Origin of the sequence: Kitasatospora sp. NBC_01246 (assembly GCF_036226505.1) — a bacterium.
GTDB lineage: Bacteria > Actinomycetota > Actinomycetes > Streptomycetales > Streptomycetaceae > Kitasatospora.
Genome location: NZ_CP108484.1, coordinates 8,074,106 through 8,094,099, shown reverse-complemented (window position 1 = coordinate 8,094,099; position 19,994 = coordinate 8,074,106). Strand labels below are relative to the sequence as shown.

At 74.4% G+C, this 19,994-nt stretch carries 17 protein-coding genes; 4 read left to right on the top strand and 13 right to left on the bottom strand.

Annotated elements, in window-relative coordinates; all coding sequences use genetic code 11:
• Nucleotides 1-31 precede the first annotated feature (31 nt).
• Entirely contained in the window at nucleotides 32-988 is a 957-nt protein-coding gene (locus OG618_RS34015) for a GlxA family transcriptional regulator (RefSeq protein WP_329491476.1), read from the top strand.
• Here the strand turns inward: OG618_RS34015 and OG618_RS34010 are convergent.
• From OG618_RS34010 to OG618_RS34000, 3 genes are all read right to left on the bottom strand, one after another.
• A complete protein-coding gene (locus tag OG618_RS34010) occupies nucleotides 964-1,254 on the bottom strand; it encodes a WhiB family transcriptional regulator (protein ID WP_329491475.1) in 291 nt (96 codons plus the stop codon). The genes OG618_RS34015 and OG618_RS34010 overlap by 25 nt on opposite strands.
• Nucleotides 1,255-1,386: 132 nt before the next feature.
• Nucleotides 1,387-1,758 carry a PRC-barrel domain containing protein gene (locus tag OG618_RS34005; RefSeq protein WP_329491474.1) on the bottom strand — a complete coding sequence of 124 codons (372 nt, stop codon included), beginning with the start codon at nucleotides 1,756-1,758 and terminating at the stop codon, nucleotides 1,387-1,389.
• 127 nt (nucleotides 1,759-1,885) lie between these two features.
• Nucleotides 1,886-3,538, bottom strand: coding sequence for an AMP-binding protein (locus OG618_RS34000; RefSeq protein ID WP_329491473.1), 1,653 nt, complete (start codon nucleotides 3,536-3,538; stop codon nucleotides 1,886-1,888).
• Nucleotides 3,539-3,943: 405 nt separating this feature from the next.
• Here OG618_RS34000 and OG618_RS33995 point away from each other — a divergent pair, with 405 nt between their 5' ends.
• The gene (locus OG618_RS33995) at nucleotides 3,944-5,107 is read left to right on the top strand and encodes a peptidoglycan recognition protein family protein (protein ID WP_329491472.1); all 1,164 of its coding nucleotides are present in this window, start codon (nucleotides 3,944-3,946) and stop codon (nucleotides 5,105-5,107) included.
• A 68-nt stretch (nucleotides 5,108-5,175) separates the two neighbouring features.
• A complete protein-coding gene (locus OG618_RS33990; RefSeq protein WP_329491471.1) occupies nucleotides 5,176-6,063 on the top strand; it encodes an NAD-dependent protein deacetylase in 888 nt (295 codons plus the stop codon).
• Nucleotides 6,064-6,085: 22 nt separating this feature from the next.
• Here OG618_RS33990 and OG618_RS33985 read toward each other — a convergent pair whose 3' ends face one another.
• Both OG618_RS33985 and OG618_RS33980 read right to left on the bottom strand, forming a co-directional pair.
• Nucleotides 6,086-7,483, bottom strand: a complete 1,398-nt coding sequence (locus OG618_RS33985) for a M20/M25/M40 family metallo-hydrolase (RefSeq protein WP_329491470.1) — start codon at nucleotides 7,481-7,483, stop codon at nucleotides 6,086-6,088.
• A 220-nt stretch (nucleotides 7,484-7,703) separates the two neighbouring features.
• Entirely contained in the window at nucleotides 7,704-8,609 is a 906-nt protein-coding gene (locus tag OG618_RS33980; RefSeq protein ID WP_329492381.1) for a glutaminase, read from the bottom strand.
• 123 nt (nucleotides 8,610-8,732) lie between these two features.
• On the opposite strand from OG618_RS33980, the gene OG618_RS33975 reads away from it, so the two are divergent.
• Nucleotides 8,733-9,569: a DUF1963 domain-containing protein gene (locus tag OG618_RS33975; protein ID WP_329491469.1), complete on the top strand. Its 837-nt coding sequence runs from the start codon at nucleotides 8,733-8,735 to the stop codon at nucleotides 9,567-9,569.
• A gap of 39 nt (nucleotides 9,570-9,608) precedes the next feature.
• On the opposite strand, the gene OG618_RS33970 is transcribed toward OG618_RS33975, so the two are convergent.
• From OG618_RS33970 to OG618_RS33935, 8 genes are all read right to left on the bottom strand, one after another.
• Nucleotides 9,609-10,616 carry an LLM class flavin-dependent oxidoreductase gene (locus OG618_RS33970; protein WP_329491468.1) on the bottom strand — a complete coding sequence of 336 codons (1,008 nt, stop codon included), beginning with the start codon at nucleotides 10,614-10,616 and terminating at the stop codon, nucleotides 9,609-9,611.
• Nucleotides 10,617-10,717: 101 nt separating this feature from the next.
• A complete protein-coding gene (locus OG618_RS33965) occupies nucleotides 10,718-12,169 on the bottom strand; it encodes a GH1 family beta-glucosidase (RefSeq protein WP_329491467.1) in 1,452 nt (483 codons plus the stop codon).
• Nucleotides 12,170-12,196: 27 nt separating this feature from the next.
• Entirely contained in the window at nucleotides 12,197-13,033 is an 837-nt protein-coding gene (locus OG618_RS33960; protein WP_329491466.1) for a carbohydrate ABC transporter permease, read from the bottom strand.
• A gap of 5 nt (nucleotides 13,034-13,038) precedes the next feature.
• Nucleotides 13,039-13,980 (bottom strand): carbohydrate ABC transporter permease, encoded by a 942-nt coding sequence (locus OG618_RS33955; RefSeq protein ID WP_329491465.1) that lies wholly within the window; start codon nucleotides 13,978-13,980, stop codon nucleotides 13,039-13,041.
• A gap of 23 nt (nucleotides 13,981-14,003) precedes the next feature.
• Nucleotides 14,004-15,290, bottom strand: a complete 1,287-nt coding sequence (locus tag OG618_RS33950; RefSeq protein ID WP_329491464.1) for an ABC transporter substrate-binding protein — start codon at nucleotides 15,288-15,290, stop codon at nucleotides 14,004-14,006.
• A 345-nt stretch (nucleotides 15,291-15,635) separates the two neighbouring features.
• Entirely contained in the window at nucleotides 15,636-16,748 is a 1,113-nt protein-coding gene (locus OG618_RS33945) for a LacI family DNA-binding transcriptional regulator (RefSeq protein ID WP_329491463.1), read from the bottom strand.
• 145 nt (nucleotides 16,749-16,893) lie between these two features.
• Nucleotides 16,894-18,351, bottom strand: coding sequence for a glycoside hydrolase family 16 protein (locus tag OG618_RS33940; protein WP_329491462.1), 1,458 nt, complete (start codon nucleotides 18,349-18,351; stop codon nucleotides 16,894-16,896).
• A 92-nt stretch (nucleotides 18,352-18,443) separates the two neighbouring features.
• Nucleotides 18,444-19,982, bottom strand: a complete 1,539-nt coding sequence (locus OG618_RS33935) for a glycoside hydrolase family 64 protein (RefSeq protein WP_329491461.1) — start codon at nucleotides 19,980-19,982, stop codon at nucleotides 18,444-18,446.
• Nucleotides 19,983-19,994 lie beyond the last annotated feature (12 nt).

Below are 19,994 nucleotides of genomic sequence, written 5' to 3'. Positions count from 1 at the left end.
CCCGAAGGTCATGCTGTGCAAGAATTGGGCCATGCACCGCATCGTCGTCCTGGCCCTGGACGGAGTCATCCCGTTCGAGCTGAGCCTCGCCTCCCGGCTCTTCGGAGCCGCCACGGACACCGAGGGCCGGCCCCTCTACGAGGTGGTCACCTGCTCGCTCGACGGCCGGCCCGTCCGTACCTCCGCCGACTTCTCCATCAGCGTCGAACACGACCGCAGCGCGCTCGCCGGCGCCGACACGCTGGTGATCCCGGCCTCCGAGGAGTTCGCCGGCATCGTCGACCGGGACTCCCTGCCGCCGCGCGTCGCCGAGGCACTGGCGCTGCTGCGCCCCGACGCACGGATCGCCGGGATCTGCATCGCCACCTTCGTGCTCGCCGCGGCCGGTCTGCTCGACGGCCGGGCCGCCGCCACCCACTGGCGGCACGCCGACCGGTTCCGGCGGTTCTACCCGGAGGTCGACCTCGCCCCCGACGTCCTGTTCGTCGACACCGGGCGGATCCTCACCTCGGCCGGCGCCGCGGCCGGCATCGACCTGATCCTGCACCTGATCCGCTCCGACCACGGGAGCGCCGTCGCCAATCTGGTCGCCCGGTGCTGCGTCGTCCCGCCGCAGCGCGAGGGGGGCCAGGCCCAGTACGTACAACGGCCCGTCCCGGAGAGCACGGACGCCGGGACGTCCGCCACCCGGGCGTGGGCCCTCGACCGGCTGCACGAGCCCCTCCAGCTGACCGACCTCGCCGGCCACGCGGGCATGAGCCGGCGCACCTTCACCCGGCGCTTCCGGGCCGAGGTCGGGCTGAGCCCGGGCCAGTGGCTCACCCAGCAGCGCGTCGACCTGGCCAGGCACCTGCTGGAGAGCAGCGACCTACCGGTCAACCGGATCGCCGAGCGGGTGGGCTTCGGCACCGGCGCGTCCCTGCGCCAGCACCTGCACTCCGCGATCGGCGTGCCGCCGGGCGCCTACCGGCGCACCTTCCGGGCCTGACGCCGCAGGCGCAGGCGATCGCCCTCGCCGAGGCCGCCCCAGACCCCGTACCGCTCGTGCGCCTCCAAGGCGTAGCGCAGGCACTCGCGCCGTACGGGGCAGCCGGCACAGACCTCCTTCGCGGCGCTCTCACGCGAGTCGTGGGCCTCGCCGCGTTCGCCGACCGGGTGGAAGAAGAGACCGCTGTCGGCGGACCGGCAGGCACCGTGCCGCTGCCAGTCCCACCGGTGGTCGAGGGCCCCGGGCAGATGTGCGATGTTCGTCATGGCGCTGACTCCGTCCCTTCGGAGTGTTGTCGGGTGGTGTCGGGTGGTACCGAGACGTGTCGGGTGGTACCGAGACGTGTCGTGCGGTTCGTTCGGGATGGCGACGGGTGGGCGTGCGGCGCGGTGGAGCGCTCAGTACCGCCCGCCGTAGTACGGGCCGTAGTAGGCGCCGAAGGTCTCCAGGTAGGCGATGTCCTCGTCGTACCCGATCGGCTCGAACGTCGGGCCGTTCTTGATCTCGTCCTTCGTCCGGTCGACGTAGACCTTCTTCTCGTCCTGCTCGACGCGCAGCACCGTGCCCGCCGGCAGCAGGACCTGGCGGCCGAAGATCCACGGGCCGGTGTCGACGACGAGGTACTGCGAGCCGGCCTCCGGCGAGTGCCGGTCGACCTTGCCGATCGGCCCGTCGGTCGCCTCCACGTGAAAGCCGACCAGATCGCCGTCGGCGACGTGGCCGGAGGTCGACCGGAACGCCCAGATGTCGATGTCGCTCGTGTCGCTCATGCCGGATTCCTTCCGCTCGGTGCCGCCCGGACCGTCCCGGGCGGCGCGTCCTCGCACCCCGGCTGCCCCGGACGCGCCGCTCCACACCCTTGGGGCGGACATCCGTCCGATCCCGGCCGAGGGTCCGTCAGGCGTGCCCCTCGGCGGCCGCCGCGGCGAGGTTCAGCAGGACGACGGCCTGCTCGCGCATCTCGACCTTCCGGATCTTTCCGGTGACGGTCATCGGGAACTCGTCGACGAGGTGCACGTAGCGCGGGACCTTGTAGTGCGCGATCCGGCCGGCGCAGAAGGCGCGCAGCCCCTCGGCCGTCAGCTCGGGGGCACCGGGGCGCAGCCGGATCCAGGCCATCAGCTCCTCGCCGTACGTGGCGTCGGGGACGCCGATGACCTGGGCGTCCAGGACGTCCGGGTGGGTGTGCAGGAACTCCTCGACCTCCCGCGGGTAGATGTTCTCGCCGCCGCGGATGACCATGTCCTTGATCCGCCCGGTGATGGTGAGGTAGCCCTCCTCGTCCATCACCGCGAGGTCGCCGCTGTGCATCCAGCCGTCGGCGTCCAGGACTTCGGCGGTCCGGTCGGGCTGCTCCCAGTAGCCGATCATCACCGAGTAGCCGCGGGTGCACAGTTCGCCGGGGGTGCCGCGGGGCACGGTGCGGCCGGTCCGCGGGTCGACGACCTTCACTTCGAGGTGCGGGCCGACCCGTCCGACGGTGGAGACCCGGCGCTCCAGCGGGTCCTCCGTCCGGGTCTGGACGGACACCGGGGAGGTCTCGGTCATGCCGTAGCAGATCGACACGTCGCGCATGCCCATCCGCTCGACGACCTGCTTCATCACCTCGGTGGGGCACGGCGACCCGGCCATGATCCCGGTGCGCAGGCTGGAGAGGTCGTGCTCGGCGAAGGACGGGTCGTTGAGTTCGGCGATGAACATGGTCGGGACGCCGTAGAGCGAGGTGCAGCGCTCGGCGGCCACCGCGCGCAGGGTGGTCGCGGGCTCGAACCCGGCGGCCGGGATCACCACGCAGGCGCCGTGCGAGAGCGCGGCGAGGTTTCCCATCACCATCCCGAAGCAGTGGTAGAACGGCACCGGTACGCAGATCCGGTCGTGTTCCGAGTAACCGCACAACTCGCCCACGAAGAAGCCGTTGTTGAGGATGTTGCGGTGCGACAGGGTCGCGCCCTTCGGGAAGCCCGTGGTGCCCGAGGTGTACTGGATGTTGATCGGGTCGTCCGGGCCCAGCGCCGCGGCGGCGGCGTGCAGCGGGCCGCGGTCGGCGTGCTCGGCCCGGGCGAGCAGGTCGCTCCAGGCCGGCGAGCCGATCAGCAGGACGTCCTTCAGCGCGGGGCAGCGCGGGGCGGTCTCGGCCAGCATGGCCGCGTAGTCGGAGGTCTTGAAGGCGGCCGCGGCCACGATCGTGCGGATGCCCGACTGCCTTAGGACGTACTCCAGTTCGTGCACCCGGTAGCCGGGGTTGACGGTCACCAGGACGGCGCCGATCCGCGCGGTGGCGTACTGGGTGAACACCCACTCCGCGCAGTTCGGCGCCCAGATCCCGACCCGGTCGCCCCGGCCGACGCCGAGCGTCAGCAGCCCCAGCGCGACCCGGTCCACCTCCTCGGCCAGCTCCCGGTACGTCCACCGACGGCCGGACGGCAGGTCGACCAGGGCCTCCCGGCCGGGAAAGGCGCGGACCGCGCGGTCGAGGCTCGCGCCGATGGTGTCGTCCAGCAGGGGCGTGGCCGAGGTGCCGACGGCGGAACTGGGGGACGGGTTGGTCATGCGCTGACTCTCCTGGACTCGCCCGGACGAATGGCGACCGAGTCTATGCAAGGCCGCGCCCGGCGTCATCGCCCCTTCCCACCCGTGACAATGACGGGACGTCACCCGTGCGGCCCGTCGGAGGGGACCGCATGACAGGCCGGTTCGACGCCGCGGTCGAGAGGGCCGGGGCCGCCTCGACGGCACGGGGAACGGGCCGGGGATCGGCGGTCGGCACGGTTGCCCCCGGCCGCCGATCCCCGGCCCGACCTGCACTTTCGGGCAAAGATCACCCAGGATCGTCAGGATGGACACGGTCAATTGTGTACATTCGGCATTGACTGAACTTCTGTCAGCGGGGGGCGCTGCATCCGGGGCCGATCCTCGGGCCCTCCGTTCCCGCACACGCCCGAGACAGGACCGCCCATGCCCCACCCGAAGCCCGCCGTCACCCGGCGCACCCTCGTCACGGCGATCGGTGCCACCGCCGCCGCGCTCGCCGTCACCCCCGCCGCGTCGGCCGCCGCCGGCAGCGGCACCGGCGCCGGCAACGCCGCGGGCACCGGCGCGGGTGGGGCCCGGCCGCTCGCTGCCCGGACGGCCCGCGTCCCCGAGACCCGGGCGCTGTCCGCGGTGGGCCGCGAGGCCACCACCGTGCGGGCGGACTTCCCGATCCGCTACGTCGGCGTCAGCTGGGACGGCCCCGCCCGCGGCGCCGCCATCCGGCTGCACCGCGACGACGCGACCCGCGGGGCGTGGCAGCCGCTGCCCGCCGGCTGCGCGGGCGGCCCGGACGGCGCCGACCGCACGGTCGGGACCGCCACCGCGCTGATCGCCGCCGACGGCGCGCCCGGCTACGACCTGCGCCTGCCCGACGGGGCCGCCAACGTCCGCTCCGCCGCCATCGACACCGTGCACGGCCCGGCCCGCACGGTCTCGCTCGCCCCGACGACGCCCGTCACCTTCTGCGGGGTCGAGTACCTCTCCCGCGCGGCCTGGGGCGCCGACGAGTCCAAGCGCTTCAAGAACGGCGTGGAGAACTCCCCCGCGAAGTACTACCCGCTGCAGACCCTGACGGTGCACCACACCGACACCGCCAACGCCGACCCGGACCCGGCGGCCACCGTGCGGGCGATCTACGAGTACCACGCGATCACCAACGACTGGGGCGACATCGGCTACCACTTCCTGATCGACGAGGCCGGACGGATCTACGAGGGCCGCTGGTCGGGCGACGACGGCATCCCGGCGCACGACGCGGCCGGGAACGCCGTGACGGCCTTCCACACCGCCGGCTTCAACTCGGGCAACATCGGCATCGCCCTGCTGGGCACCCTCAGCAGCCAGGCGCCGACCGCCCCCGCCCGCACGTCGCTGACCGCGCTGCTCGCCGTGCTGACCCGCGCGCACAACCTGGACCCCCAGGCGCACGTCACCTTCGTGAACCCGGTCAACGGCGTGACCAAGCCGGTCGAGATGATCAGCGGCCACCGCGACTGGCTGGCCACCGACTGCCCCGGCGGCACGATGTACGCGGACCTGCCGGCGCTGCGCGCCGACGTGGCGGCCGTCCCCACCCCCGGGCACTGACCCGGCCGGCCGGGGCGGTGCGGTGGTGTCCCCCCGCACCACCCCGGCCCCGTCGCTAGGCTGTGGGCATGCCCCTGGATCCGCTGCCCGAGCCGCCGGCGGTCGGCGCGGCCGACCCGCCGGACGACGCCCTGGGCGAGGTCGCCCGGCTGCTGGCCGGCCGGAGCGTGGCGGTGCTGACCGGCGCGGGGCTGTCCACCGAGTCGGGCATCCCCGACTACCGGGGCCCCACCGGTAGCCTGCGCCGCCGGACGCCGATGACCTACCAGGAGTTCGTCGGGAGTCCCGAGGCCCGGCGCCGCTACTGGGCGCGCAGCCACGCCGGGTGGCGCTCGATCGCCGGGGCCCGCCCCAACGCCGGGCACCTGGCCGTCGAGGAGCTGCACCGCCGCGGCCTGGTGTCGGCGGTGATCACCCAGAACGTGGACGGCCTGCACCGGGCGGCCGGCACCGTGGACGCGGTGGAACTGCACGGCGGGCTCGACCGGGTGGTCTGCCTCGGCTGCGGGCGGGGCAGCGCGCGGGAGGACCTCGACCGGCGCCTGCGCGCCCTGAACGGCGCCTTTCCGGAGGACGGCGCCCTGCGCAACGCCGACGGGGACGTCGAGCTGCCCGACGCCCTGGTGGCGTCCTTCCGGGTGGTGGCCTGCGGGGCGTGCGGCGGGATCCTCAAGCCCGATGTGGTCTTCTTCGGCGAGAGCGTGCCCACGCCGCGCGTCCGGCACTGTTTCGACCTGGTCGACGGGGCGCGCGGGCTGCTCGTCCTCGGCTCGTCGCTGGCGGTCATGTCCGGTCTGCGCTTCGTGCGGCACGCCGCCCGGGCCGGGAAGCCCGTCGCGATCGTGAACCAGGGCCCGACGCGCGGCGACGACCGCGCCGACATCCTGGTCGACCTCCCGCTCGGACCGGCCCTGACGGCGCTGACCGAGCGGCTCGCCGCCGCGCCGCCGGCCTGAGGGACCGCCCGGGCGCCCGGCGTCAGCAGTGGCGCAGGAAGCGGTCCAGGACGCGCGTGCCGAACTCCAGGGCCTCCACCGGGACCCGTTCGTCGACCCCGTGGAACAGGGCGGCGAAGTCCAGTCCCGGGGGCAGCCGGAGCGGGGCGAAGCCGAAGGTGCGGATGCCCAGGCGCTGGAACGACTTGGCGTCGGTGGCGGCGGACAGCATGTAGGGCAGCACCCGGGAGCCCGGGTCCTCGGCCGCCAGCGACAGCGCCATGGCGTCGACCAGTTGGCCCTCGAAGGCCGTCTCGACGGCCGGCAGGCTGTTCCACTCCTGCTCGATGCCGGGCCCCAGGAGCGCGGCGACCTCGGCCCGGAAAGCCTCCTCCCGGCCCGGGATCACCCGCGCGTCGATCTCCGCGTGGGCGGTGGAGGGCACCACGTTGGCCTTGTGGCCGGCATCGAAGCGGGTGGTGTTGGCGGTGTCGCGCAGGCTGGCCCCGATCAGCCGGGCCGCGTGCCCGAACCGGGCCAGCGCCGCCTCGGGGTCGCTCTCGTCGAACGGCACCCCGGTGATCTCCGCGGCCCCTTCGAGCAGTTCGCGCACCGCGGGGGTGAGGACGACGGGGAACCGGTGCGACTCCAGCCGGGTGACGGCGGCGGCGAGCCTGGCGATCGGGTTGTCGTCGTGCAGCAGCGAGGCGTGGCCGGCCGTGCCCCGCGCCTTGAGGCGCAGCCAGACCGCGCCCTTCTCCGCCGTCCCGATCAGGTAGGCCCGGGTGGCGTCACCGAAGCTGACGGAGAATCCGCCGACCTCGCCGACCGCCTCGGTCACGCCCTCGAAGAGTTCCGGCCGGTGGTCGACCAGCCACCGGGCGCCCTGGAAGCCGCCCGCCTCCTCGTCGGAGACGAAGGCGAAGACCAGGTCGCGCGGCGGCAGGACGCCGTCGCGCCGGTGACCGCGGGCCACGGCCAGCATCATGGCCACCATGCCCTTCATGTCGACCGCGCCCCGGCCCCACAGGTAGCCGTCGGCGACCTCCCCCGAGAACGGGTGCACGCGCCATTCGGCCGGGTCCGCCGGGACGACGTCCAGGTGGCCGTGGACCAGCAGGGCGCCGCGCTCCCGGTCCGCCCCGGGCAGCCGGACGACGACGTTGCCCCGGCCCGGGGCGCCGGCCTCGACGTAGGTGACGTCGTAGCCGACCTCGGCCAGCTTGGCCGCCACGTACTCGGCCGCCGGGCGTTCGGTGCCCACCCCGCCCGCGTCCGCGGTGTTGGTGGTGTCGAACCTGATCAGGTCGCTCGCCAGGGCGACCACCTCGTCCCACGGCCGCGGCGACGAACCGCCGGGGCCGGTCGGGGCGTTCGCGGACGGGCCGTCAGGCGCGCCGTGAGCGGGCGGCGGGGAGGGCGAGGTGGTGCGCGGCGCCATGCTGGGGCTTCCTCCCTGCTGGGCGGGCGAGCGGGCGGCCGCTCCCCCGGTGACCGGTACCCGTCGATCAGTACCACAGGACCGGGCGCTCCCGGGGGCCGATCGTTCACTCCGGCCACCGACGCGAACGGATCCGCCGACGCGCACGGATCCGGCGCCACGGCGGGATCCGGCGGTGCGACCGGATCCGGCGCGCCCGGCGTGCCCGGCGTGCCCGGCGTCAGAAGACGGACCAGCCCGTGGCCGTCGTCAGCGCGTCCAGGGCCGCGACCCCCAGCACCGAGTTCCCGGCCGCGTCCAGGCCCGGGCCCCAGACGCAGACCGTGCCCCGGCCCGGCAGCACCGCCAGCACGCCGCCGCCGACCCCGCTCTTGCCCGGCAGCCCCACCCGGTAGGCGAACTCCCCCGCCGCGTCGTAGGTGCCGCAGGTGAGCAGCACCGCGTTGATCCGCTTGGCCTCGCTGCGCGACAGCAGCCGCGAGCCGTCGGCGCGGGTCCCGTGCCGGGCGAGGAAGAGCCCGGCCAGCGCGAGGTCCCGGCAGCTCGCCTCGATCGCGCAGTGCGCGTAGTAGTGCGCGAGCACGCTGTCGACCGGGTTGCGCAGGTTGCCGTAGCTGGCCATGAAGTGCGCCATCGCGGCGTTGCGGTGGCCGTGCTGGGCCTCGGAGGACGCCACCGAGTCGTCCACCGCGACGGCCGGGTTGCCGGACTCCGCGCGCAGGAAGTCCCGGACCGCGCCGACGGCGTCGCCGGTCAGCTTCAGCAGCCGGTCGGTGACGACCAGCGCGCCGGCGTTGATGAAGGGGTTGCGCGGGATGCCGTTCTCGGACTCCAGCTGGACCAGCGAGTTGAACGGATTGCCGGACGGCTCGCGGCCGACCCCGCGCCACAGCTCGTCGCCGCCGTCCGCCAGCGCCAGCGCCAGCGCCAGGGTGAACAGCTTCGACACCGACTGGATCGAGAACGGGTGCTCCCAGTCCCCGGCGCCGAACACCGCGCCGTCCACGGTGGCGATGGCCATCCCGAAGGCCGTCGGGTCGGCCTGGGCGAGGGCCGGGATGTAGTCGGCGACCCGCCCCCGGGCGGGCGCCCGCCGGGCCGCCTCCATCGCCTCCTGGAGGAGCAGCTGGTAGTCCTTGTCGTTCACGCTGCCATTGTCGGCCACCCCGCCGGCCTGGGCCGACCCGGCCCCCGGGGTCGGGGCCGGGCCCCGATCCCGGGGGCCGGCGGCTGCTTCTAGAGTGGCGCCATGACGCGCCCCAATCCTGTGACCGCCGACGACGGCCGGACGCTTCGACGGCTGATCGGCGACGCCGGCCTCGGCCCCTGGGAGGGTGAGCTGATGGGGCTGGCCGAGCACGGCATCGCCCTGGGCCCGCGCCCCGCCGGCCACCGGGGGCCGGAGCCGTTCTCCCGGTGCGGCGGCGTACCGGCCGTGCCGCCCGGCTTCGTCTGGCCGGGGGCGGAGCCGGGGCCGGACGCGCTGCCGGACTGCTTCGTCGCCCAGATCGACCTGGCGGAGGTCGCGCCGGCGGACGCCAACCACCTGCTGCCGCCCCGCGGCCTGCTCTACTTCTTCTTCCCCGGCCACGACGGCTTCGGCGGCCGGGACGCCGTCACCGTGCTGCACTTCCCGGACGCCACCGCCGAGGGCACCGCGCCCTACGACGTGGCGTCCGATCCGGCGTTCGCCGATCCCGAGGCGGGCTGGGGCGCCCCGCCGTGGGAGTTCACCGGGCCGCCCGCGCCGCTGTACGCCGCCGGCAAGGCCATGCTGGCGCAGGCCGTGCGGTTCCACGACGATCCCCCGGTCGACCTCCCGGAGGAGGCGGTGGACCGGCTGACCGCGCTGCCGTCCGCCGCCCTGGACGTCGCGCCGCGGCACGGTGCCTGGATGGTGCTGCTCGGCCCCGATCCGGAGACGGACCAGTACGTGGTGCCGCCGCGCGGCCGCGGTCCGGAGCGCATCCTGCTCGCGGCGGGCCGCCCGGAGTTCACCGGGTGCCCGCTCTACTACGTCATCCGCGACGAGGACCTGGCCGCCGCCGACTTCAGCCGGGTCGAGGCCGTCACCGTCCAGCACTGACCGGTCCGGGGTGAGGCCGCCTCCCCGGCGGAGCGCCGGTCAGCGCGGGCGGACCGCCTCGGCGAGCAGGCGGTAGGAGTCGAACAGCGCCGCGCGGTCGTACGTGCTGGTGGTGACGAGGAACTCGTCGGCCCCGGTGCGGGCCACCAGCGCGGCGAGCTCGGCGGCGGCCTGCGGCGGGGTCCCGGCGATGTGGCCGCGCAGCGACTGCTGGTAGGCCGCGCGCTCGCGCGGGCCCATCTCCCGGCCGAGCACCTCCTCGGCGGGGGCCAGCGGCGGGAACTCGCCGTGGGTCCGGGCGTGGGCGCTCGCCCAGGCCTCGGCGACCAGCAGCCGCTCGGCCTCTTCGGCCGTTCCGGCGACCGCCACCGTGCCGGAGACCACCACGTACGGCCGGGCCGCCTGTGCGGAGGGGCGGAACCGGGCGCGGTAGCGGTCGATCGCGGCCAGCATCCGGTCCTCGCCGCGGACGGCCCCGATGACCAGCGGCAGCCCGGCCTCGGCGGCGATGTCCGCGCCCGCGCCGGTGGCCAGGACGAAGGCCGGGACGTCCAGGCCCTCGGCGGGGCGGGCGTGGACGTCCCGGTGAGTGCGCCCCGACCCGTCGAAGTAGCCGAGCAGCTCGGCCAGTTGCTCGCCGAAGCGGTCCGCGGCGTCCTTGTCCCGGCCGAGCGCCCGCCGGACGCCGTCGGTGAAGGCCACCGAGCGGCCCAGCCCCATGTCGATCCGGCCGGGGAAGAGCGCGGCGAGCACCCCGAACTGCTCGGCCACGACCAGCGGCTGGTGGTTAGGGAGCATCACGCCGCCCGTGCCGACCCGGATCCGGTCGGTGGCCGAGGCCACCGCCGCGGCGAGCACAGTGGGCGCCGACCCGGCCACGCCGGGGACGCCGTGGTGCTCGGACACCCAGAACCGGTGGTAGCCGAGCCGCTCGGCGTGCCGGGCGAACGCCACCGTGTCCCGCAGCGCCCGCGCGGGCTCCTCCCCCCGTCTCGTCCGGGAACGGTCGAGCACCGAGAGGCGGATCGCAGGCGCGGCAGTAGTCACCTCAGCGGCAACCACCACCGTCCGGGACCGCATTCCCGGCGCACCGGCGCCGGGGTCACCGGCGCCCGGTCACGGCGCGGACTCAGGACGGCGGGCGGGGCTCAGGCCGGCGGGTCGGCCGCGCGGAGCTCGCCGGTGCGGACCACCTCCGCGTACCAGCGGGCGCTGTCCTTGGGCGTGCGGCGCTGGGAGGGGAAGTCCACGTGGACGATGCCGAACCGCTTGCCGTAGCCGTACGCCCACTCGAAGTTGTCCAGCAGGGACCAGAGGAAGTAGCCGCGCACGGGCGCGCCGGCGGCGATCGCGCGGTGGACGGCGGCCAGGTGGGACCGCAGGTAGGCGATCCGCTCGGGGTCGCGCACCGCGCCCGAGGGGTCGCCGTAGTCGTCGTAGGCGGCGCCGTTCTCGGTGATCAGCAGGGGCAGGCCGGGCAGCTCGTCGCGGAGCCGGGTGAGCAGCTCGTACAGGCCCTCGGCGTCGACCGGCCACCCCATCGCGGTGCGCTCGCCCTCGGCCGGCAGGAACCGGATGCCGTGGTCGGCGGGCCAGGGGGAGCGCTCGCCGCCGTGGCCGTCCTGGCGCGGGGCCGGGTCGGCCGGGTCGTCGGCGGCGACCACCGTCGGGGTGTAGTAGTTGATGCCGAGCGCGTCGAGGGGGCGGGAGATCTCGGCGAGGTCGCCGTCGCGGACGAAGGACCAGTCGGTGACGCCGGCGGTGTCGGCGAGCACGTCGGCCGGGTAGCGGCCGTGGAACACCGGGTCGAGGAAGATCCGGTTGGCCAGCCCGTCGATCCGCCGGGCGGCCTCGCGGTCGGCCGGGTCGTCGCGGTGCGGGCGCACGGCCGCCAGGTTGAGGGTGAGCGAGACCCGGGCCGTGGCCGGGAGTTCGGCGCGCAGCGCGCCGACGGCGAGGCCGTGGGCGAGCAGCAGGTGGTGGTGGGCGGTGAGGGCGGCGGCCGGGTCGGTGCGGCCGGGGGCGTGGACGCCGCTGCCGTAGCCGAGGAAGGCGCTGCACCACGGCTCGTTCAGGGTGGTCCAGGAGTCGACGCGGTCGCCCAGCCGGGCGGCGGCCAGGGCCGCGTACTCGGCGAAGCGCCGGGCGGTCGACCGGTCGGTCCAGCCGCCGCCCGCGGCGGGGCCGCCACCGGCCGGGGTCTCCAGTTCCTGCGGCAGGTCCCAGTGGTAGAGCGTGGCCACCGGGGTGATGCCGTGCTCCAGCAGCCCGTCGACCAGCCGGTCGTAGAAGTCGAGCCCGGCCTTGTTGACCGGGCCGCTGCCGCCGGGCTGGACGCGCGGCCAGGCGATCGAGAAGCGGTAGGCGGGCAGGCCGAGTTCGGCCATCAGCGCGATGTCCTCGCGGAACCGGTGGTAGTGGTCGGTCGCGATGTCACCGGTGTCGCCGTTGCGGACCTTGCCGGGCGTCCGGCTGAAGGTGTCCCAGATGGACGGGGTGCGGCCGTCCTCCCCGGCGGCGCCCTCGATCTGGTAGGCGGCGGTGGCCGCGCCCCAGAGGAAGTCGGCGGGGAACACGAGGGGTCGGGCGTGGTCGGTCATGTCACCTTCCGGTGGTGTGGGTCGGGGTCAGCCCTTGACGGCGCCCTGCATGATGCCGCCGACGATCTGCCGGCCGAGGACGCCGAAGACCAGCAGGACGGGGAGCGTGCCGATCAGGGTGCCGGCCATGACGATCGACTGGTCGGGAACGTACCCCTGCCCCAGGGACTTCAACGCGACCTGCACGGTGGGGTTCTGCGAGCTGAGGGCGACGACCGGCCAGAAGAAGTCGTTCCAGGTGGCCATGAAGGTCAGCATGCCCAGCACCGCCATGCCCGGGCGGGCGGCCGGGAGCACGATCGAACGGAAGATCCGCAGCAGCGAGGCGCCGTCGACGCGGCCGGCCTCGACCAGTTCGTCCGGCAGCGCCTGGACCAGGTACTGCCGCATGAAGAACACCCCGAAGGCCGAGACCAGCGAGGGCAGGATCACCGACGGCAGGGTGTTCTGCAGGTCGAGCCGGACGATCACCATGAACAGCGGGATCACGCCGAGCTGCGGCGGGATCATCATGGTGGCGACGGTGACCGCCAGCAGCAGGCCGCGGCCGCGGAAGCGCAGTTTGGCGAAGGCGAAGCCGGCCAGCGTCGAGGAGAGCACCACCCCGGCCGTGACGGTGGCGGCGACGATCAGCGAGTTCAGCAGCGCGTCGCCGATCGCCGCCTGCTCCAGTGCCGCGCCGATGTTGTGCAGCAGGTTCGGTCCGGGGGTCAGCGACGGTGAGGCCGAGCTGAGTTCGGCGTTGGAGCGGCTGGCGGCCACCAGCGTCCAGTAGAAGGGGAAGGCGAACACCAGGGTGGCGGTGATCAGCACCACGTGGACGAGCGGGCCGCCGTGCAGCGGGGAGCGCGGGTTCGGTCGCATGCGGGTCACCGGTCCGTACGGTTGCGCCGGGCGGCGATCGCCGCATTCAGCAGGGCGAGGACGACGATCAGCAGGAACATCACCCAGGCCACCGCGGCCGCGCGCCCGAGGTGGAAGAAGCTCCAGCCCTGCTCGTAGAGGTAGAGGCCGAGGGTCTGGTACTGGTGGGAGATCCCGCCGCCGGCGTTCCCCTCGTAGAGCAGCGGTTCGCCGAACAGCTGGGTGGCGCCGATGGTCGACACCACCACGGTGAAGACGATGGTGGGGCGCAGGCCGGGGACGGTGACGTGGCGGAACTGCTGCCACCGGGAGGCCCCGTCGACCGCCGCCGACTCGTAGAGCTCGCCGGGGATCGCCTGCATGCCGGCCAGGTAGATCAGCGCGTTGTACCCCGTCCACCGCCAGGTGACGATCGCGGAGACGCCGAACTGCGAGGCCCAGGTGCCCGCCTGCCAGTCCACCGGGCTCAGGCCGACCTGGCCCAGCACCCAGTTGATCAGGCCGTAGTCCCGCCCGAAGAGCTGGGCGAAGACCAGCGTGGCGGCCGCCACCGAGGTCGCGTACGGCATCAGCATCGCAACCCGGTAGAAGGACCGGCCGCGCAGCCGGTAGTTGAGCAGGTGGGCCAGGCCCAGTGCCATCAGCAGCTGGGGCACGGTAGAGACCACCCCGATGGTGAAGGTGTTGCGCAGCGCGTTCCAGAAGAACGGGTCCGCCAGCAGGCGGGTGTAGTTCTGCGCGCCGACCCAGTCCATCCGGTCGGTGGTCTGCAACTCGACCCGGTGGAGCGAGACATAGGCGGTGTAGAGCAGCGGGAAGAGCCCGAAGGCGGCGAAGAGGACGAAGAACGGGGCGAGGAAGCCGTAGGGCGCGAGCCGGCCGGCCCGGCGGGCCCGGGGCTTCGCCGGGTCGGCCGCGGGCAGGCGGGCGGCGGAGGTGATGGCCATCGTGGTGGTCTGCCGATACCCCGTCAGTTTCCGTTGGCCTTGGCGATGTTGTCCATCGCGTGCTTCCAGGCCGCGTCCGGGGCGGTGCCGGTCCGCTCGACCTCGCCCAGGGCGTCGGTGAAGGCCTTGCCGATCACGCCGTCGTCCACGCCGAGCACCTGGGCCGGCATGGCGGCCGCCGACTCGCTGAAGATCCGGCCGATCGGCGCGTTGTTGAAGTACGGGTCGGTCACGTCCTTGATGGCGGCCTGCGCGCCGGTGGACGACGGGAAGGAGCCCTGCTTCCTGAAGAGGGTGGTCTGCTGCTCCTTGGCGGTCAGCCAGGCGATCAGCGCGGCGGCCTCCTTGGGGTGCTTGGCCGTCCTGGGCACGGTGAGGTAGGAGCCGCCCCAGTTGCCCGTCCGGCCGGGGCCGGGGGCGATGTCCCAGCTGCCCGAACCGGCCTCGCCCGCCTGGCCCTTGATGTAGCCGAGCATCCAGGCGGGGCAGCTCAGGGTGGCGAACTTCCCGGTGCTGAAGGCCTTGTTCCACTCCGGGGTCCACTGCGGGAGCTTCGCACTCAGCCCGTCCGCGACCAGCCGGCCGGCGTCGGCCCAGGCGGTCCGCACGGCCTGGCTGCTGTCGAAGACCGGCTTGCCGCTCTCGTCGGCGTAGCGCACCTTCTGCTGGCCGACCTCGGCGGTGAAGAGCCCGGCCGCACTGTCCGTCCAGGTGTTGCCGGCGCCGGCCGTGGCCACGTACTGCTTGCCGAGGTCCAGGTAGCCCTGCCAGGTCGACCAGCGCTGGGCCAGCTCGGTGCGGTCGGTGGGCAGGCCGGCCGCCTTGAACAGGTCGGTGCGGTAGCAGATCGCCTCCGGGCCGATGTCGGTACCGGCCCCGAGGACCCGGCCGTCGGCGGTCTTCACCGCGGCGCCCTTCCAGGGCACCAGTTCGTCGTTGACCGAGCCGAGCCCGAGGGTCTTCAGGTCGGTGAACTTGTCGGCCTGCTTCTGCAGCACGCTCGCCACCCGGCCGACCTCCAGCCCCTGGATGTCGGCCAGGCCGCCGCCGCCCGCGAGCTTGGCCTGCAGGGCCTGCCAGTACTGGCCCTCGTCCTGGGTGTCGGTCTGCTTGACCGTGACGTTGGGGTGCAGCTTCATGTACTCCTCGTAGAGGCCGCTCTCCTTGAAGCCGAAGGTGCCGAAGAGGTCGACGGTGATGGTCACCTTGCCGTCGGCGGCGTCGGCCGATCCGGCGGAGCTGCCGCAGGCGGTGAGTAGGAGGGTGGCGGCGAGGGCGGTGCTGCCGAGCACGGCGGCGGAGCGGCGCATGAGGACTCCCTGGCGGGGCGGGTGGGGTGCGGTTCGGGCGGCGCGGGGCGAGCGGGGGGTGTGGGGATGCGCGGACGAGGGGCGCGGGGCGGTGCGTCGAACGGGTTCTGAGAGCGCTCTTGAGAGCGCTCTCAGTGCGTTGAGAGGAGAGTGCCGTGCGGGCGGCGCGATGGTCAAGAGGCCGAAACCCGAACGTAATCTCCGGGATATCGTCGACCGGCGTTCAGGCCTTGAACGCGGGGGTGGAAAGGGTTACTCCGGGCGGGACGGCGAAGCGCCCGACCGCTGGGGCCCCGGCCGGTCAGGTGCCCGCCGGTCAGGTCCGGCCCGTCAGACCGAGACCGGTCAGGCCGAGGCGCGCAGGACCAGCCGGGTGGGGGTGATCACGGAGGTGGGGCCCCCGGGGCGCAGACCCGACGGGAGGCCGCCCGCCGCTCCGCCGGCCGCCCCGGGCCGCGCACCGGCACCGGCACCGGCACCGGCACCGGCACCGGCACCGGCGAGCCGGCGCAGCAGCAGCCCGGCCATCAAGCGGCCCATCTCCTCGATGTCCTGACGCACCGTCGTCAGCGGCGGCTCCGTCCAGGCCGCGATCGACTCGACGTCGTCGAAGCCCACCACGGCGACGTCCTCCGGCACCCGACGGCCGGCCTCGCGCAGCACCCGCAGCGCGCCCGAGGCCATCGCGTCGGAGGCCGCGAACACCGCGTCCAGGTCGGGCCGGCGGGCCAGCAGTTCGGCCATCGCCCGGCCGCCGCCGTCGGGGGTGAAGTCCCCCTCGGCGATCAGCGCCGGGTCGCCGTCGGGCAGCACGTCCCGGTAGCCGTCCAGCCGGTCCATGGAGGAGGTCTGGTCGAGCGGGCCGGTGACGGTGGCGATGACCGTGCGCCCGAGGGCCCGCAGGTGGCCGACCGCCAGTCGGGCGCCGCCCCGGTTGTCGCTGTCCACGTAGACCAGGTCGTGGTCGGACTCGGCGCCCGGCCAGCCCGGCCGGCCGCCCACCACGAAGGGCAGCCCGACCTTGCGCGCCATGTCGGGCAGCGGGTCCGGCTGGTGCAGCGAGAACAGCAGCGCGCCGTCCACGTGCCCGCCGGCCAGGTAGCGGCCGACCCGCTCGTAGTCGTGCTGGTCCTCGACCATCATCAGGACCATCTGGTGGTCGGCGGCCGACAGCTCGCGGCCGATGCCGCGCAGCTGCTGGGCGAAGAACGGGTCGGAGAAGAGCCGGCTGCCGGGCTCGGCCACCACCACGGCGACCGCCCGGTTGTGCCGGGTGACCAGCGTCCGGGCGGCCGGGTTCGGGACGTAGCCGAGCTCGTCGACGGCCCGTCGGACCTTCTCCCGCAGGGCCTCGCGGACGCCCTCCCCGCCGTTCACCACCCGCGACGCCGTGGCCCGGGAGACCCCGGCCCGTTCGGCGACCGACTCCAGCGTCGGACGCGGCGACTGCTCCGGCACCGTGGGCTCCTCTCGCGTGTGAACGCTTCGTCCCCAGAGCCTAGCGGGTCGGCCGCCCGTCGCTGAGAGCGCTCCCAGAACCCCCGGGCGGGCACGCCGGAGCGGTGGCGGGCGACTACCGCCCGCCACCGCCCGGCACCCCGGGTCAGGTGGTGCTGAACGTGAACCAGTTGACGTTGACGAAGTCGGCCGGCTGCCCGCTGGTGAAGGTCAGGTAGACGTCGTGCCTGCCGGTGGTCGCGGCGATGTTCGCCGGGACGGTCGTCCAGCTCTGCCAGCCACCCGTGTTGGCCACGGCGAAGGAGCCGATCGGCGCGGCGGTCCGGCTGTCGAGGCGGACCTCGACCAGTCCGCTGACGCCGCCCGCCGCACCCGAGGCCACCCGCGCCTTGAACTGCCGGGCCGGGGCCGTCCCGAAGTCGACGCCCGGGTACAGCGCCCAGTCGCCGTTGGCGAGCGCGGCGAGGTTCTGGCCGCCGCCGCTGTCGGTGGTGGCCTCCCGGGCCGTCCCCGACTGCCCGCCGTAGGCCTCGGCCTGGATGGTGCCGTACGCGCTCCCGGTGCCGCCGGGGGGCGGCGTGGTCGGCGGCGCGGTGGTCGGCGGCGGCGTGGTCGGCGGCGTGGTGCCGCCGCCCGAGCGGTAGACCGCGACGTAGTCGACCAGCATCGGCACGCCGGAGGCGGTCGCGGCGGTGGGCGTCCGGTGACCCGCTACCGGGTCGGGGAAGGCCCCGCCCATCGCGACGTTCAGCAGGATGAAGTGCCCGTGCGCGGTGGCCGCGTCCCAGGTGGCGGCGTCCATCTGGGCCGAGGTGACGGAGTGGAACTGCACGCCGTCGACGTACCAGCGCAGCTGCTGCGGGCTGACGCTGCGGTCCCACTCCAGCGCGTAGGTGTGGAAGTTGCCCTGGCAGGCCGAGCCCGGGCAGGCGTGCACGGCGCCGAGGCCGGTGGTCTCGTTGCACGGGCCGCCCGGGTTGCCGCCGCAGTGCAGGGTCCCCCAGACCTGGTTGACGCCGTTGACGTTCTCCATCAGGTCGAACTCGCCGATGGTCGGCCAGTTCCAGTAGTTGCCGCGGTACGGCGCGCCCAGCGTCCAGAAGGCCGGCCAGTAGCCGTCGGCGGCCGGGCCGGTCACGTTCGGCATCTGGATCCGGGACTCGATCCGCAGCTTCCCGCCGGCGGGCGGTTCGAAGTCGCTGCGCCTGGTCTCGATCCGGCCGGAGGTCCAGTTGCCGGCGGCGTCCCGGATCGGGGTGATGCGCAGGTTCCCGGCGCCGTCCTGGCGGAGGTTGGCGGTGTTCGCGGTGTAGCTCTGGACCTCGCCGGTGCCCCAGTTGGCGGCGCCGCCGGGGTAGCTGGTGCCGGTGTCGACGATCCAGTCGGCGGCCGCCGGCAGGGTGTCGGCGGCGCCGCCGAAGTCGTCGCTCCAGACGGTGGTCCAGCCGGCGGGCGCGGGCGGGACGGCGGCCGTGGCGGTGCCGAGCAGCGCCGCGCAGAGCGCGGTGGCCGCGCCGGCGGCGGTCAGCACGGTGGTCAGTGCGCGGCGCGGGCGCCGTCTGCGGGTGGCGGTGGTCGCGGGCGGGGTGTTCGTTCCGGACACGGTGGTGCACCTCCGTGGGGGGACGGTCGTGGGGGTGACGGTGCGGTGGGAGCGCCGGGGCGGGGCCGCGCGGCCCCGCCCGCCGGCCCGGACTACCAGCCGATACCGAGGGTCAGCCCGGTGGGCGGAGCCGCGTTGCCGAGGATCTGGACGGACGACTGGTCGTTGATGTCGTCGTAGGGGAAGGCGTAGGAGCGGCCGCCGAGGCTGATGCCGTGCAGGTACCCCGCGTAGTCGTTCGCGGCGTCGGCGCCGCGGTAGTAGGCCGCGGGCCGGTACCAGTCGGCCGGAGTGAGCGCCACGCCGCGCTGGAGGGCCGCGCACAGCTCCGCGCCGAGCTGCTTCTCGGTGTCGTCGCCCGCGGCGAGCGGGCCCGCGCAGGCCATCACGTCCGGCGAGGCGGGCTTGGCCAGGTGGAACGGTCCGGCCCCGTTCTTGGTGAAGGTCAGGGTGTCGCCGGTGACCCGCCCGGTGAACGTCTCGCCGAGCCGGGTGAGGGTGAACTGCCGTGCGCTGAAGGCCGACCAGAACCGGTCGATGGCCGGCTGGAGGTAGCCCTGCTGCGCGCCGCCCGCCTGGAACAGGGCGGACGACCGCGGGGCGGTGATGCGGTAGGTGCCCTGCAGCGCGCGGAAGGCGGGCCCGACGGCCGCCGCGTAGCCGGCCATCACCTCGGCGCGGGTGCGGGTGATGCCCTCGGTGGAGTCGTAGCCGCTGGCGGTCTGCCGCAGCCGGGCGGTCATCGGGAAGCCGAACCCGTCCACCTGGGTGGTGTTGCCGCCGAACGGGACCTCGCCCTGGACGTAGGTGTACTCGTACCAGTCGTAGTAGACGTCGTTGTTCGGGTCGGCGGGGTTGCGCGGGTCCGGCCCGCCCCAGCCCTGGTCGTCGGGCGAGACGGGGATGTACAGCGGCGAGCCGAGCGAGATGTAGACGCGGCCGCCGCGGATGGCGGCCGGGGAGGGGACGGTGGCGGCCCGGTCGAGCGTGAAGGACATGTTCGGGTAGTCGACGCCGTTCTTGGTCAGGTGCCCCGGGGCCTGCGCGGCGCGGTGGTCGATGTGTGCCGTCGTGCCGTCGGGCCGCAGGTAGGACCACTGGCCGGGGGTGACCATGCCGAGCACGGTCACGTAGACCTGGGCGTCGCTGAAGGCTCCCCGGGTGTTGTTCACGAAGGTGAGCGGGAAGCTGCCCGTCGCCCCGCCGCCGGTCGAGCCGCCCGCGCCGACGGTCACCGTGAAGTGCGGGGTGTCGTAGAGCGGTCCGGCCTTCTCGTAGGTGAACCAGTACTCCAGGACGGTCCCGGCCGCCAGGCCGGTGGCGGTCGTCTCCCACCGGCTCGCGCCCGCCGTCATCCGGACGTTCTGCTGGCCGTCGGCGGCGGGCCGGTAGTGGACGTCGACCAGGGCGGCGGGCGTGGCCGGGGTGAAGGCGAAGAGGACCGAGCCGGGGGCGACCGTGGCCGCCGACTGGGTGTAGTCGGCGGCCGCCCGCGCGCCGGCCGCCGTCCACAGACCGGCGAGCAGCAGGGCGAGCACGGTGAGGACCGCGACGGCGCCGCGGTGGCGGGGCGCTCGATGGCGGGGCGCGGCTCCGCGGGCGGGGCCGGGCAGGGGTGGGGTGGCCGTCATGGGGATGCCTTT